14 protein-coding genes are annotated in these 13,968 nt (G+C 59.0%); 6 read left to right on the top strand and 8 right to left on the bottom strand.

The window, feature by feature from the left end; all coding sequences use genetic code 11:
- Nucleotides 1–328 precede the first annotated feature (328 nt).
- From ACP97_RS15645 to ACP97_RS15635, 4 genes are all read right to left on the bottom strand, one after another.
- Nucleotides 329–1,036: a helix-turn-helix domain-containing protein gene (locus ACP97_RS15645; protein ID WP_049998771.1), complete on the bottom strand. Its 708-nt coding sequence runs from the start codon at nucleotides 1,034–1,036 to the stop codon at nucleotides 329–331.
- Nucleotides 1,033–1,197 carry a DUF7563 family protein gene (locus ACP97_RS21445; protein WP_449404925.1) on the bottom strand — a complete coding sequence of 55 codons (165 nt, stop codon included), beginning with the start codon at nucleotides 1,195–1,197 and terminating at the stop codon, nucleotides 1,033–1,035. Before ACP97_RS21445 ends, ACP97_RS15645 begins: the two co-directional genes overlap by 4 nt.
- A 77-nt stretch (nucleotides 1,198–1,274) precedes the next feature.
- Nucleotides 1,275–1,952, bottom strand: a complete 678-nt coding sequence (locus ACP97_RS15640) for a helix-turn-helix domain-containing protein (protein ID WP_049998770.1) — start codon at nucleotides 1,950–1,952, stop codon at nucleotides 1,275–1,277.
- A 102-nt stretch (nucleotides 1,953–2,054) separates the two neighbouring features.
- Nucleotides 2,055–2,855 carry a TrmB family transcriptional regulator gene (locus ACP97_RS15635; protein WP_049998769.1) on the bottom strand — a complete coding sequence of 267 codons (801 nt, stop codon included), beginning with the start codon at nucleotides 2,853–2,855 and terminating at the stop codon, nucleotides 2,055–2,057.
- A gap of 309 nt (nucleotides 2,856–3,164) precedes the next feature.
- Here ACP97_RS15635 and ACP97_RS15630 point away from each other — a divergent pair, with 309 nt between their 5' ends.
- Nucleotides 3,165–3,965, top strand: a complete 801-nt coding sequence (locus tag ACP97_RS15630; RefSeq protein ID WP_049998768.1) for a TrmB family transcriptional regulator — start codon at nucleotides 3,165–3,167, stop codon at nucleotides 3,963–3,965.
- A gap of 182 nt (nucleotides 3,966–4,147) precedes the next feature.
- Nucleotides 4,148–4,345, top strand: coding sequence for a hypothetical protein (locus tag ACP97_RS20540; RefSeq protein ID WP_154020045.1), 198 nt, complete (start codon nucleotides 4,148–4,150; stop codon nucleotides 4,343–4,345).
- Nucleotides 4,346–4,406: 61 nt separating this feature from the next.
- Here ACP97_RS20540 and ACP97_RS15625 read toward each other — a convergent pair whose 3' ends face one another.
- Nucleotides 4,407–4,892: a hypothetical protein gene (locus ACP97_RS15625; protein WP_049998767.1), complete on the bottom strand. Its 486-nt coding sequence runs from the start codon at nucleotides 4,890–4,892 to the stop codon at nucleotides 4,407–4,409.
- Between the two features lie 282 nt (nucleotides 4,893–5,174).
- Here ACP97_RS15625 and ACP97_RS15620 point away from each other — a divergent pair, with 282 nt between their 5' ends.
- The 4 genes from ACP97_RS15620 to ACP97_RS15605 all read left to right on the top strand — a co-directional run bounded on the left by ACP97_RS15620 (nucleotide 5,175) and on the right by ACP97_RS15605 (nucleotide 10,514).
- Nucleotides 5,175–5,834, top strand: coding sequence for a helix-turn-helix domain-containing protein (locus tag ACP97_RS15620; protein ID WP_049998823.1), 660 nt, complete (start codon nucleotides 5,175–5,177; stop codon nucleotides 5,832–5,834).
- A gap of 274 nt (nucleotides 5,835–6,108) precedes the next feature.
- Nucleotides 6,109–6,870 (top strand): recombinase family protein, encoded by a 762-nt coding sequence (locus tag ACP97_RS19300; RefSeq protein ID WP_079977685.1) that lies wholly within the window; start codon nucleotides 6,109–6,111, stop codon nucleotides 6,868–6,870.
- 304 nt (nucleotides 6,871–7,174) lie between these two features.
- Complete coding sequence (locus ACP97_RS15610) at nucleotides 7,175–9,073, top strand: transposase (RefSeq protein WP_049998821.1); 1,899 nt, start codon at nucleotides 7,175–7,177, stop codon at nucleotides 9,071–9,073.
- Nucleotides 9,074–9,452: 379 nt separating this feature from the next.
- Entirely contained in the window at nucleotides 9,453–10,514 is a 1,062-nt protein-coding gene (locus tag ACP97_RS15605) for a zinc-dependent alcohol dehydrogenase family protein (protein ID WP_049998766.1), read from the top strand.
- A gap of 377 nt (nucleotides 10,515–10,891) precedes the next feature.
- On the opposite strand, the gene spt4 is transcribed toward ACP97_RS15605, so the two are convergent.
- From spt4 to ACP97_RS15595, 3 genes are all read right to left on the bottom strand, one after another.
- Nucleotides 10,892–11,080 carry a transcription elongation factor subunit Spt4 gene (gene spt4 / locus ACP97_RS19290; protein ID WP_079977676.1) on the bottom strand — a complete coding sequence of 63 codons (189 nt, stop codon included), beginning with the start codon at nucleotides 11,078–11,080 and terminating at the stop codon, nucleotides 10,892–10,894.
- A gap of 6 nt (nucleotides 11,081–11,086) precedes the next feature.
- Nucleotides 11,087–12,109: a transcription initiation factor IIB gene (locus tag ACP97_RS15600; RefSeq protein WP_049998765.1), complete on the bottom strand. Its 1,023-nt coding sequence runs from the start codon at nucleotides 12,107–12,109 to the stop codon at nucleotides 11,087–11,089.
- 419 nt (nucleotides 12,110–12,528) lie between these two features.
- Nucleotides 12,529–13,518: a transposase gene (locus tag ACP97_RS15595; RefSeq protein ID WP_049998820.1), complete on the bottom strand. Its 990-nt coding sequence runs from the start codon at nucleotides 13,516–13,518 to the stop codon at nucleotides 12,529–12,531.
- Between the last annotated feature and the right edge of the window lie 450 nt (nucleotides 13,519–13,968).

Here is a 13,968-nt window from a genome sequence, read left to right as displayed (position 1 = left end):
AATTGCTACTATCGTCATTCATAGTACCTGAAGTCAGGCAGGTAGTTTGCTCATGCACGGCTAGGTTCGAAATCAATACCGAGAGCCTACATCTCACAGATGGCCGTGTATGACAAATTTCGGTAGCCGCTCTCTGGTTACTATCGAAAACACCGGATTGGCTGGAGAAACACCCGGGTCAGCGTGAACTACTGGTCCTCGTCAGCATCCGTTGTCCGGCACCGATAGCAGAGGCCATCTTCGATGTACGCCGACAACATTGATTTCCCGCAATTGTTGCACTCTTCAATCACCTTCGAGTTCTCAGTGATCTCGGATTCTCTCTGACTCATTTGAGGATGAATTCTGTTCTGACGAGGTTTTCGTATGCACGGCGGAATCGCTCCGAAAGCGCCTGATGAGTGATGCCGAGGTGGTTGGCAACTTCATCGCTCGTAGCGCTTCGCGGGATGTCGTAATAACCCATCTCGAACGCCGTGATGAGCGTTTCGTACTGCTGGGCTGTCATCGGGGTGTAGGCCGACGGCTCGCTCCCACTATCGACGCTGGTGATGCTTCGACATTCGGGAGTACAGCCGATCTCCTCCAATGCATCGTATGCGTGAGAAAGTGCGCTCCTGTCGGGCGAGAGCAATCGTAGCTTCCAGCGATCCGAGTTCCCCTCCGCGTTCAAGAGCATGACATCTTCGGTAAGAAGTCGCTGTATCACCTGTCGGGCACGGCCCGTCCACGTCACCCGGTAACGCCACCCCTCTTCGTATGCACCAAATGCCTCGACTCCCGCGACCGTGGAATCGGCCTCAAGTGCGCGTTCGAGCGTGTCTCGGCCGTGTCCCTCTGTTCGAACAACCACGAGTGCATGATCGTCGGGATTTGCGACCGCGGGTTCGAGCATGACTCGTGCATCCGACACGCGCTCGAATATCTCGGCGAGCGCGAACTCCGCGGCCGAGAGTGTGAGCCGTGTGCTGCTCGCGTCAGTGGATATTGGCGACTGTGGGGTTGCCTGACCAACGGCCTGTGTACTGTTGCTCATTGGTTGGTGTGGCGCGGTGAGTGCGCATCGCGGACCTCGCCCCTCTCACGCAGTTTATCCTTGCAGTTCGGACATACCCGAACGGTTTCCATCCCGGTTGGGGCGAACACGCGAACGTACTGGTCGGTGATGAATCCGCCGCAGTTATTGCAAGTTGGCATGAATGATAGTCACTCCCGGTTCTATCGAGACATGGCCGACGCGTAATCATCGAGGTTGGACCTCCAAGGCGACCGCGCTATTCCGGCTCGGGGTGGTCGGCGGTGTCGACCTCGTCACTAACGAGGAGTGACGTGAACACGGTGGTCTGGCCCCGGCGGAGGCGTTCGCTCACGGCCTGATCCGAGACGCCCAACTCGTCGGCGAGTTCCTCGGCAGTAATCCGGCGCGGGATGGCGAAATAGCCCGCTTCGAGCGCGGTAGTGAGGGTCTCGCGCTGGGTCGGCGTCAGTCCCGACGTGTCGAGTTCCGGCTCGTCGGGATGGTAGAGTCGTTTGAGGTCGAGCGTGACGCCCGCACGCTCGCAGTCGGCGCTGAACGCGCCGATGTCGACCTCGTCGGGGAAGCGAAGCTGGAACTCCCAGCGCTCGGTGGTTCCGACCGCTTCGAGGACCGTGGCTCCGTACTCGGTGATCGTTTGGACGAATCCATTGCTGTCGGCGGGCCAATCGATCCGAAAGAGGGCCTGTCCGTCGAACTCGTCGAGCAGTTTGATATCGTAAATGGTCTCGTCTTCGGCGAGCGTCGCTTCGAGCGCGGTGGCGTCGGCGTCGTGAGTCCAAAAGAAGGGAATTATCCGGTCGGTGGTCGGCACCATCCGTTCGAGTTCGAAGTGGGCGTCCTCACCGGCGGCTTGGAGGGAGCGACCGAGACCGAAATCGCTCGCCGGAACCATGATTTCGACGATGACACTCACGGTGACCTCCTGTCGGCACGACGGTCGCGCCGGAACCCCGACGAACCGAGTCCGTTCGTAATAATTGCTGTCATGGTGGTTTCAGTCGATCCCGGCGTCGGCCTATCGGAGTTCGCCCGAACCGTCGAGTCCCGCCGAGAGGAGCCGCCGGGCGATCACTAACAATCCGTTGCCGACGCCCTCGCTCCAGAGCGCCGACTCGCGGTGGGGGTGCTGTTCGAGCGAACTCAAAAGAAGCATGTCGCGATCGACCAACAGCAATCGTCCGATCGCCTCGTCCTCCTCGCCCGCCTGTGGCTGGAGCCAGTCGAGTTCGGATTCGAACACCGCTGCATCAGGCACGGTCTCCTTGAGGCGCTCGTGAACCGACTCTGAGAGCGTCCCGAGATAGATCGCCGCCCCGCGTTCGTGGGCCGCACGCAGCCTGTTGAGCAATCGTTTGGAGACGACCTGCTCGCTTTTGACGATCAGGATGACCTCCTCGTCCGCTTGGTCGATGAACCCGATCGCGCGCCGCGTGATCGTCTCGGTCCCGGTGGTCGTCCAGACGTTCGAGTCGTTTTGAACCGTGTCCTCATCGAGCGATTCGAGGGCTTGGAGATTGCTCTGGAGGGTCGTAAATCGCTCGTCGAAGCGCTGGCGCAACAGCGCCGTCGCCTCGTTTATCGCTACCGCGCGGAACTTCTTCGGGTTCGAGTGCTGGACGTCCACTAATCCCACTTCCTGTAACTCCTCGACCGCATCGTACACTCGCGTTCGGGGGACGTCGGCGATCTCGCTTACCTCCTTTGCGGTCGCGGCCGTAACCCGCGTGAGCGCGGCGAAACACTCCGCCTCGTATTTCTTCAATCCGAGGTCGCCTAACACATCCACGGCGTTCGTTTGAGCGGTCTCGTGGTCCATTGGGTATCACTTCCCGATGATCCGCGATATTCACCGGCGTTGGGTGACTATACAGCTGTTTTGTGGCCAGCCCACATAGCTCCCGTGGTCTGTAACGACAACTGAAACAACATCATAATATCAAAATTCCATTCATCCTTTCCGGGGTTGCTATCGCCCGCTCGACAGACACCAGTTCACTAACTTCCTCACAAAGACGTTCGTCGCCAGTCATCAGGTGATTAACTCAGAAATTCACAAAACACACAAGTACGGGGGCGAAGTAGGGTTCGAGAGTACGTGATCCTGCTTGCCACGTGTTCATGACTAATGACTGATTCTTCACCGGAACGAACCGCCGCCGACGCCGCCGAGCTGTTCGAGCACCTCGGATTGAGTCAGTACGAAGCCCGAAGTTACATCGCCCTCCTCCGACTCGGGTCTGGGACCGCCCGCGAGATCAGCAACACCACCGACGTGCCGCGCACCCGGATCTACGATGCGGTCGAGTCGTTGGAAAATTGGGGACTGGTCGACGTCCAGCACGCCTCGCCCAAGCGATTTCAACCCGTTTCGCGCGAGACGGCGCTGCGGATCTTCCGACGCGAATATGATTTGACGTTCAGCGGTCTCTCCGAACGCCTCGCCGCACTCGAACCCGCCGACCGCTCGCGCGAACAGCCGGGCGTCTGGTCGCTCACCGGGCGCGATGCGGTCGATACTCGGGTTGTCGAACTGATCGGCGACGCTCAAGACGACCTCATCTTCATGACCGTTTCGGAGTTGCTCACCGACGACGTCCTCGACGAACTGGCGGCGGCCGCAGACCGGGACGTGTCCTTGATGGTGGCCGACAGAACCGCCGCGACACACGAACGGGTGGCCGCTGCGGTTCCCGAAGTCGAGTTCGTCGACCCGCCCTGGGAATGGCATGCTACCCCGACGGGGCGGCTGGTGATGGCCGACGGCGAGACGATTCTGATGAGCACGCTCGACGACGGGACGTCACCTACGGAGACCGCGATCTGGGGAACTGGCAGTCAGAACAGCCTCGTGGTCGTTCTCAAGGCGATCTTCGCGTGGTGGCTCGACGACCCCGATCGGTTCCCGCTCTCGGACGAGTCGGAGTGAGCGCCTCGGAATTTCGATCCCGTGTGTCGACACCGAACGGGTCGAGGATTCGAGTGCCTCGATCGATACGAATATTTGGGGGCGTCTCTCTATACACGAGAATAGTGCGACATGGCCCGTTTACAGAGATTACCCCAGATCCTCACAAAAAGCTTTTTGGAGTGTAGGTGCTATTCAGTACCATGAGTCGTGTCAAGGAAAACTATTGCACCGAGTGTGGGTGGTCCGTTAGTAGTGCAGATCACATGGTCTCCGAACGAACACAGCTCGCGATCGAGCACGCGGTCACTACGGGTCACGACATCGACTGTCTCTTCGACACTGACGAGCCACCGACTGACGGGTTCGCCACGGATCTCACGAGACAGTCGACAGACTGAAGATTGCGGCCAGTCGGGCAGCAACTATCTTTTCTCGTTTCCTCTCGCTTCGGATTTCCTCTTATCGTCCGGAGAAATCAGCATCGGTCGATAGCCGGCCGTCGGCCTCGTGTATGCGTTCGATATCGACGGGTACTCCCTGTTTGGTCCAGTGTTCGTGTGCTGTTAGGAGGTACTCCCGGTGTGGATAGAGCAGCCGGAATCGCCAGTGTCCGTGCTGGCCGCAGATATCGAGGAGCCTGCCGTCCGCTGCGGTAAGCGTATCCAGTGCCCGATAAACGTCGTCGCTCCAGTCCACTCGGTAGGAGTGTGTATCCCCCTTCTCTTGATGACGGAGCGCCGATGTACACGCGACGCTCGGATCAGCCGCGAAGGCGTCGGCGAGCGCAGTACGGTCGCCCCCACGCACGCAAACCACGGGAATCGCCGTCTCGCCGTCGGATTCGACGATCGGATCGACCGTGACTTTTACGTCGGGGAGTGCTCCGAACGTCGTAGATAGCGCGAATTCGGCGATTGGAACTCGCGCCGTGACAACAGTCTTCATCTGTTATCGGTTTTTTCTACCCGACGAATAACGGTGTTGTGAGAGATGTAGTGAAAATATCGCAGTTCACGATGATACTCGGAATCCCAATCCGGGTCGACCACGGCTGTACTGTGCGATCGGATGGGTGAGGTGAAATCACTCGGAAAAACAGCCGGTGGATTCGTCGTCGATCTGTTCCGATTCGAATCACAGCAGGGCTTTTTCCGTCATTTGCGTTGTGAGTATGTTCGTCAGATGACGGACCGACGTTCTTTCATTCGCAAGGGTATTTCGCCGTTCATGGCTTCGATCGCAGAGTTCGTTATTCCGGCCGAGGAGTTCGCGCTCCGGGAAACACTCGAACGCCGGCCCGAACTCGTCTGTGAAGTCGAGCGCGTGGTTGCCCACGACACGACCCACATCATCCCGTTTATCTGGGTCTCCGGTGGAGAACTCGACGACCTCACGCAACTACTCGATACCGATCCAAGTGTCAACGACATCGAACTGCTCTCCGACACCGACGGCGAGCGCTTGTATCGGCTTTCATGGGCCGACGAGGCCCGCGTTATCGGTCATATGGTCTCTGAATGTCAGGCGACCGTCCACCAAGCCGTTGCCGCGGACGGTCAGTGGACTCTGCGGGTGCTGTTTCCCGACCGAGACGTCATCTCGGAGGTAAACGAGTTCGCTCGTGAGCACGAATTGTCTCTCGACCTTCGCCGGCTCTACGAAGTCGATAACGTTGAGCGGGCGCGCTTTGGTCTCACTGAAAGCCAACAGGAAGCGCTGACCGAAGGTTACGAGCACGGGTATTACGAGGTCCCGCGGGATATCGATATGGGCGCTCTCGCCACAACGCTCGACATCTCGCATCAAGCACTTTCCGAGCGGTTGCGCCGCGCAACAGGGAATCTCATCGAGAATACGCTCTTGGTTGATGAGACTGAAGACGAGTGAGTCACTGGGATGGTGTGCTTTCAGTTACTGTCGAGACCGTCGAATGGTTATAATATTTCTGATTCGTTGGAAACGAGGCCGTAGCTATCTTCCCATGGATTTGGTCGGTATGACAGGCGATGTATGAGATACTGAGTCGGAGTCTTCGGCTCAGAATTAGAGAACCGAATAACATTCTGTGCGACGACGAAAAACAGTAGCTTTCCATATCGATACGAAAACCCCTACTCTTTATATACTAAATCGCGGTACGAATAGGGTGTCCGAACACACCATGCAGATCGCCGCCTACGTCCGCGTCTCGACCGACGACCAGAACGAGGATCGCCAGATGCGTGCGATCCGCCAGAAGTACAGCGAGGAGGAGACCTCGAACCAGATCGAGTGGTTCTGCGACCTCGGCGAGAGCGGGGCCTCGACCTCCCGGCAGGAGTATCAGCGCCTCCGCGAGCACGTCGCCGAGTACGACGTGGTGGTTGCTCACGAACTCGATCGGCTCGGTCGGTCGTTCGCCGACCTCGCTGGCTTTGTCGAGGACCTCCGCGAGAAGAGCGTCGACATCGACCTCGTGAACCAGCCGATTGGGACGGTCGGCGAGGACGACTGGATGGCCGAGATGATGCTCAACATGATGATGGTGTTCGCCGACGCCGAGCGAAAGATGATCCGCTCGCGCGTCCAGGAGGGTATCGACGCCGCCATCGCCGACGGGAAGCGCGTTGGCCGCCCACCTTTCGGCTACACCGTCGAGGACGGCTTCCTCCAGCAGATTCCCGCCGAGTACGTCCGCACCCAAACGTTCATCCGCGAGGTTCGCAAGGGCCGCGAGAAACACGCCACCGCCGCCTTCTTCGAAATCCCCGATTCAGCGGTCCAGAGCATCCTCGCACGGGCCGAGGCGAACTACGACGTCCCGTTCGACAACGACCAGTGGCGGCTCGAACGCGCAAAGGTCAGCGCTGGCGAGAAGGATCTCCCGGCGCTCGACGCCCAGAACGGCCACCCACCCATACCGACGAGAAGCCCAGAGCAGTAGCTGCTTGTCGGAATGCAAGCGTTCGGAGCCATCGGTGCCCCCCAGCGAAATCGACGTAACCATGATCCGGTGACAAACGGTCGTCCTCCCCGATAGAAACCGATGGAACAACACTCACCGCACTACGGGAGCCGCGTGTGAGCAGCGACCCCTCCGCTCAGTAGTCATCCGTCGGACAACTTGGAGGAGCGATTAGATATACGACATGGAGACGACGCCAACGCCAGAGTCGGACTCACCCGACACAGATGCATGTATCGACGCGAAATCATCCACCACAACCCCGCTGAACGACACTACGGAGATGGTTGCAGCGGCTCTCATCGCCGACGCCACCGGCTACAACGGCCAGTCCCAGTTTTTCGAGGGCGAATCCGACGGGAGTGGTGATGACCTCGACAGATTCATCGCGGATGTCACGACCATCGCGCAATCACAGTGCGAGCGATGGGAGACCTACGCCGACATCGAGACGCTGGTCTGCCACCTCCCGATCGATCATCTCACCTTTGCTGCGCACGACTCGCTAGCGCCGTATTCGGGACGGTATCCGATGCCGGTCCACGTTCGAGCCGGTCTGCTTAAGAAACTCAACGGCTGGGACGAAACTGCCCTCCACGACTACCTCCGAGCCCATCCCTCGCTCCGTCAAAAGCTCGGCTTTGAGTCGCTCCCGAATCAATCGACGTTCTGGCGTGCGTGGAACGAACGCTTCAGCGAACACCTGCGTGACGCCGTACAGGAGTGTGCCGATACGATTGTGAGGGCCGCACGCGCCTGCGAGGTGTCGCTTCCCGATCGGATCGAGACGCACGAACCGGCTGGCTCGGAGGACGACAGCCGTCCCGAACACCAGATCGTCGCCGTGAAGACCGACGAGGTCTGGCAGCAGGCCAAGCCGTTCGTGACCGACGCCTTCGCGCTTGACCGCGGCCAGAACTGGCAGATTCATGAGAGCGCCTTCTGGGAACAGCACGCCTACATGGGGATGCGCGAGGACATGTACGCGCGCAGCGGCCCCGCCTCGTTCTCGCTTGATACGACACGAGAGCGGATTCCCACGGGATCGACCCACCGCTACCAGATCGGGAAGCTCTCGATCGCGGAGATTCGGGAGATGCTGCGCAGCACCACGCGGATGTTGATCGCTCGCGCCCGCCAGAACGGTGAACTCGACGGGCCGGTCTTTGCGGCCATCGACGTGACCAAGGGCTTCCCGTTCACTGGCGACGAAGAGGGCCACGAAGACGATATCCTCGGGTACAAGGACGGCAACGACTACTACCAGTGGGCGGTGCTCAAGATCGTCGGGATGGACGTCCCGCTCGTTCTCGACGCCATCCCGCGCGTGCGCGGACAGTCGAAAGACGAGATCGTCGAGAAGCTCCTATCGCAGGCGACCGAGATGGTGGATATCGACCTCGTGATGATGGACCGCGAGTTCGATAGCGATCCAGTGAAGAATACCTGCGAGGAGTACGATGTCCACTATCTGAATCCCACGCGCATCTTCGCCACTAGCGACGAAGCAGACACCATCGAGTGGATGTACCGTAACGGCGAACGGTTCCACGTCACGGAGGAGAAAGCCGACGATGGGACGCCCACCCGCAAGCAGGTCTACCTCCCGAAGCACTCGAACTCGGACGACGACGAGGATGAAGAAGACGATCTCTCAGCAGTGTGGACGGAGCTGTGCGGCGAGTGGGAGTTCGAGGACGTGGATAGCGAACCGAGCGAGGGGTTGTCGTTTTCGCGGTTGCTCGCGGACATCCAGCGCGAAGAGGCAGTCGAAGAGCGTAAGCAGAGAGCACAGGAGGGAGAGGTGGACACCGGCGAAACCGTGGTATTCGAAACGAATCATCCTTACGTAACCGCGGGTGACGCCGACGATCAGCAGATGGACGGCAAGGCGTTCGTCCACATGATCGAACGGCTGATTCGATGGTATCGGCACCGTTGGGGTATTGAGAACGGCTTCAAGAAGCAGAAACACTTCATGGTGCGAACCACCTCGACTGAACGCGACTATCGGTTCTTCAACTTCGCGTTCGCGTGCGTGCTCTACAACGTGTGGCGGCTGGTGGACCTCCTGGTGAAGATTGCTATCGACGGCGAGAACAGGTCCTACGCGCCGCGGGTAGACGCAAACCAGTTTCTGACCGTGGCGAAGCAGTATCACGGACTCGATCCGCCTGACTGAGCCCCGAACATCCCTGTGACTGCCCGGTCGTGAGCGTCGACTCTATTGAACGGTCGTTTGTTTCACACCTTGAGAAACTGATTCTGAAATTCCGGCCCGATTCCGTCGGTGGGTTCTTTGCTACGGCAAGAAATAGCCTGCAACGAATGTCTGTTCCGTGCATTCAGCACCGACCTAGCCGACATCAGATAGTACCTGAAGTCGGGCAGGTGGTTTGCTCATGCACAGCCAAACGTGAAATCTACACCACCAGTCTAAATTTCGCTGGAGGCTGTATATGACGAATCATCTAGCTAACCTCTGTTCTAGACTTGGCTTTTCTAACAAAGTCCGAGCAGACAGAACCTACTTACAATTGGCCGCCGTTGTCGTAACTGGTATGCATGCAGCTGTCCTCGAAGAGTACGGCGAACCGCTCGACATTCAGGACGTGGACGCACCCGATCCCGACCCGACGGGTGCGGTGGTCGAAATGGAGGCGTGTGGTATCTGTCGGAGCGATTGGCACGGCTGGCAGGGCGAGTGGGACTGGCTCGGCATCCAACCTGATGCGGGCCAAATCCTCGGTCACGAACCCGCGGGCAGAGTAATTGCGGTCGGCGACGAGGTCGAGAACGTGGCCGAGGGCGACCAAGTCACTGTTCCGTTCAACCTCGGCGATGGGACGTGTCCTCAGTGTCGCACCGGCCACGGCAATACGTGTGAGAACGTGCGTCCCCTCGGATTCGTGGAGTCAGCGCCCGGTGCGTTCGCTGAAGAACTCCACGTTCCGACGGCGGACCAAAACGCCATCCCGCTTCCCGATGGCGTTTCCTCGGTCGATATGGCCGGTCTCGGGTGTCGGTTCATGACCTCGTTTCACGCGCTCGCCCACCAAGCCGACATCTCGGGCGGTGACTGGGTCGCGGTCCACGGCTGTGGCGGCGTCGGTCTTTCGGCTGTCCACATCGCGAGTGCGCTCGGAGGGAACGTCGTCGCGGTCGATCTGAAGGACGAAAAACTCGACAAGGCCGAAGAAATCGGCGCGAGCGAGACGGTCAACGCGAGCGAGGTTGAGGATACCCCCGGCGAGGTGAAAGACATCACGAACGGTGGCGCGGCGGTCTCGGTCGACGCGCTCGGGGTCGCGACCACCTGCCAGAACTCCGTGATGAGCCTCGGCACCCGCGGCCAGCATGTTCAGGTCGGTCTCTCGACGCAGGACGAACAGGGCATGGTCGAACTGCCGACGGACATGATGGTGATGAATGAGATCGAGTTCATCGGCTCCTTTGGAATGGCCCCGACGAACTACGAAGAAATCTTTCGGATGGTCGACGACGGCAAACTCGACCCGAGCGCCGTAGTGTCCGGAACAGTGGATCTTGACGACGTTTCGGACCAGTTGGCGTCGATGAGCGACTTCGAGACGATGGGTATCCCCGTCATCGACAGTTTCTAGAGCTTACCATTTATTCCGTGTCCGATCCCGACTAGGTCGATTTGTCATCCACAGAATTCTGCGAAATTTAGGCCATCGGTTGATTCCAATGTTCATAGTGCATGAGAAAACCACCTGCCCGAGTTCAGGCTGAACTCGGCTAGGTCGATTTATCATGCATAGTCCTATATGGAATTTAGACCATCAATTGATTTCAATATCCATTGCATATGATAAAACTGCCTGACTTCATCTCTTCTGGAGTGCGCTCGTATTTTTGCTTTCGATGGAGGTGATCGCAGCGTACCCAGTCAACGTCCTCCTCATCAAATGGGGTGTGAAAGAAGGGATGGCAAATCCGGCAAGCATGGCGTCATAAGAAGTCGATTTTCGCGCTGTTATCGAACCTTCAGCGCGTACGTCCCTAGCTGGGTGACGTTCATCGTCCCTGCGACATCGCTTTGGTTCGGGTGGGCAACGATGACACAGCCCGCCCAGTCATCACTGAGGCTCGACGAGCCACAGACGGGACAGGTTTGCACGCTCGCCTCGTGGAGACTGTGACACTCCCGGCAGGCCACGTCGATCCGTCATTAGACTGCTGCCTCCGTCTCGGTGTATTCTCGCTGTTCAGCCTGCTGACGCTTCCCTTCGACTTCGAGTAGCTCTTGATATCGATTCCGGATCGTGACGGTGCTGACGCCGACCACCTCGCTGACTTCGTCCTGCGTCAGTCGGTTGTTCGTCAGGATACCAGCAGCGTACAGCGCAGCGCCGGCGAGGCCGACGGGACTCTTGCCGGAGTGTGCTCCTTCCTCCATCACCGTTTGAATGAGTTCACGAGCACGGCCTTCGGTCTCGTCGTTCACATTGAGGTCGGACGCGAACCGCGGCAGGTACTGGTCGGGAGCCGGCGGCCCGACTTCGAGGCTGAGTTCCTGATTGATGTAGCGGTAGGCGCGCTTGAACTCCATCTCGTCCACGCGCGACACCGCTCCGACCTCCTCGACGCTTCGGGGAAGTCCCATCTGGCGAATCGCGGCGTACAGCGCGGCGGTCGTGACGCCCTCGATGGAGCGCCCTGGCAGGAGATCCTCCGAGAGCGCCCGTCGGTAGATGACGCTCGCGGTCTTGCGGACGTCCTCCGGGACGCCGAGCGCGCTCCCCATGCGCTCGATTTCGGCGAGCGCCTGTTTGAGATTGCGTTCCTTCGAGTTGCGAGTGCGAAAGCGCTCGTCCCACGTGCGGAGGCGACTCATCTGCTGGCGCTTGCGCGAACTCAGGGCGTTGCCGTAGGCGTCCTTGTTCTGCCAGCCGATCTGGCTCGACAGCCCCTTGTCGTGCATCAGCTTCGTGGTGGGTGCGCCGGTGCGTTTCTTTCGATCGCGTTCGGCCGAGTCGAACGCGCGCCACTCGGGGCCGTGATCGATCTCGTCCTCCTTGACAACGAGACCACACTCGGCGCAGGTGGTTTCGCCGTGCTCGGCGTCGTTCACGAGTCGGCCACCGCACTCGGGGCAGACGCGTTCGGTTTCGCCAGTGGTTTCTTCGCGTGTGTCTTCAGTGGTTTGTTCGTTCGATTCGTGCGTACGGATGCGGGTTGTGTTGCCTTCCAAGATAACGTATGAGTGAGCGGATACTCAATGGGTCGGTTGCGACGGCGATACAACGAGCTGCTACATCAGTATGTAGGAACCGAAGCTATTTAAACCCTCGTCTGAAGCACGACGAAATCGGCTTATAGATACGTTATACTCGCCGATTTCGGCCGTTTCGCTGAAGCGTCTCGCGCTCCAGACCTCAATCGAAAGGAACTCACGGACCCGACCCTCCCAAGCCTGGTGTTGATTGACGCCGAAACCGGATTCTTTCAAACAATTATCTGAGATATTGTCGGCGTGGCTGAGACGTAATTACCTACTTAGTTAGCATAAATTACTTAGATGTACTTATATCCAATCAGATTAGCCTGTGATATTCAATGTATGCGAGCGCTGCCGCTCCGAATGGAGCGGCCAGCGCGGCCGAATCGTGTTCAGCCAGCTTCGAGATCGCGGCTCCAGAGATAGCGCTGCTTCGTCTCCGTGAACAGGTCCGTTACCTCGTCCAAATCAAGGGCGGGAAAGAGCTCGCGCGCCAGCGCGAGCGATGTCTCTCTGGAAACCAACCCGTGTTTGACCGTCCGCACGGTCATCTGCGTCTTCAGGAAGGAGCGAGCGCCCTCGATCGAACGAAACCGACGCGGATGAAGCGTCGGTTTCGTGTGCCCGAAGTAGCGTTCACAGTTGTTGGTTGTGCTCGGGACCCACTCATCCCGGAGATGCACCAGGAACTTGTCGAAGTTCTCCATCACCTCCTCGACGTATGTCCGTATCGCTGACGGCAGATGCTCGACCTTGTCGAGCACTGCCTCGAACCGCCGCAGAGCCGCTGTATACGAGGGAGCAGCGAATACACTCTTGAATTCGCTCCAGACGATTGCAGCGTGAAGTTTCTCCGCGTCCGAATGGCGGATGCTCCGGAACACGGCGTTCCGGAGCTTCTTCTCACCATTTCGCAGGAAATGAAAGTGACACCGATGGTGGAACGCGCCGATGTCGTCTTCGACGATCTCGGCGTACTCGTCACGGCCGTCGGTGGTGATTACGTAGGCGGGCTTGTCGTCAAGGAGTTCCGTGAGAAAGTCACGAACGGCGTCCTTGGTAAGCCGGTCGGCGACGCATTCGCCGACCGGCGCATCCATCAGATCGTCGTAGAGAACGAATCGATAGGCACGCTCACCGTCAATGCGGAGATACTGCTCATCGTAGGTGTACACACCCGAATACTGCGGGAGATCGTTCTCGACGATCTCCCTCGTATTTTCCGTGATCCAGTTACACAGCTGCTGATCGGACGGACGGACACCAAAGTGAACGGTACAGATGTCCTGGAGGTTTTCGAGAGACGCGTCGGTGAACGCATTCACGACGCGTCCTAATCGCTTGACCTCGGACGGATACTTGTGGCCGTCTTCGACGTACAAGAGGCTCGGTGAGAAAGTTCCACTGCAGATCGGACACAGATAGCGCTGCACCCGCACGGGCGGAGTGATCAGCGAAACATTTGAACCCCTCCTAGGACACCGACGAACCTCATAAGAATCGTTAGACTGCGCTGGAATGAAGCGGTGGTGATCCTCCTCTTCACTCAAGTGTTCAAAACTTCCGCAGACCACTCCGCGCGGCATCCGGGAAAGCCCGTATAGGTGCATCTCTGCTTCACGCACTGGCGTCCCGAGTCACCGGAGCGAGCAACTCGACAGCGACGATCGCGGTGTAACCGCGGCGACGAGGGAGCTGCGGGCCGCCGAGCGGGCGGCCCACAGTGGCCGGTCGAGGCCGTCGTGAAGCGACTGCTATCGCCCGACAGCGATCGCCCCACAGAGTCGTGCCGCCCCGCCGGTCGGCCGGGACCGCGGGACTGCACCGGGGGG

The organism is Halococcus sediminicola, assembly GCF_000755245.1.
In the GTDB taxonomy this organism is placed as follows: domain Archaea; phylum Halobacteriota; class Halobacteria; order Halobacteriales; family Halococcaceae; genus Halococcus; species Halococcus sediminicola.
This window is presented reverse-complemented; position numbering and strand designations above follow the sequence as displayed.

Coding starts and splice junctions, on each gene's coding strand:
- ACP97_RS21445 (WP_449404925.1), bottom strand. CDS start 1,197: ATGCCAACTTGCAATAACTGCGGCGGATTCATCACCGACCAGTACGTT.
- ACP97_RS15635 (WP_049998769.1), bottom strand. CDS start 2,855: ATGGACCACGAGACCGCTCAAACGAACGCCGTGGATGTGTTAGGCGAC.
- ACP97_RS15610 (WP_049998821.1), top strand. CDS start 7,175: ATGGTTGCAGCGGCTCTCATCGCCGACGCCACCGGCTACAACGGCCAG.
- ACP97_RS15645 (WP_049998771.1), bottom strand. CDS start 1,036: ATGAGCAACAGTACACAGGCCGTTGGTCAGGCAACCCCACAGTCGCCA.
- ACP97_RS20540 (WP_154020045.1), top strand. CDS start 4,148: ATGAGTCGTGTCAAGGAAAACTATTGCACCGAGTGTGGGTGGTCCGTT.
- ACP97_RS15620 (WP_049998823.1), top strand. CDS start 5,175: ATGGCTTCGATCGCAGAGTTCGTTATTCCGGCCGAGGAGTTCGCGCTC.
- ACP97_RS19300 (WP_079977685.1), top strand. CDS start 6,109: ATGCAGATCGCCGCCTACGTCCGCGTCTCGACCGACGACCAGAACGAG.
- ACP97_RS15625 (WP_049998767.1), bottom strand. CDS start 4,892: ATGAAGACTGTTGTCACGGCGCGAGTTCCAATCGCCGAATTCGCGCTA.
- ACP97_RS15630 (WP_049998768.1), top strand. CDS start 3,165: ATGACTGATTCTTCACCGGAACGAACCGCCGCCGACGCCGCCGAGCTG.
- ACP97_RS15605 (WP_049998766.1), top strand. CDS start 9,453: ATGCATGCAGCTGTCCTCGAAGAGTACGGCGAACCGCTCGACATTCAG.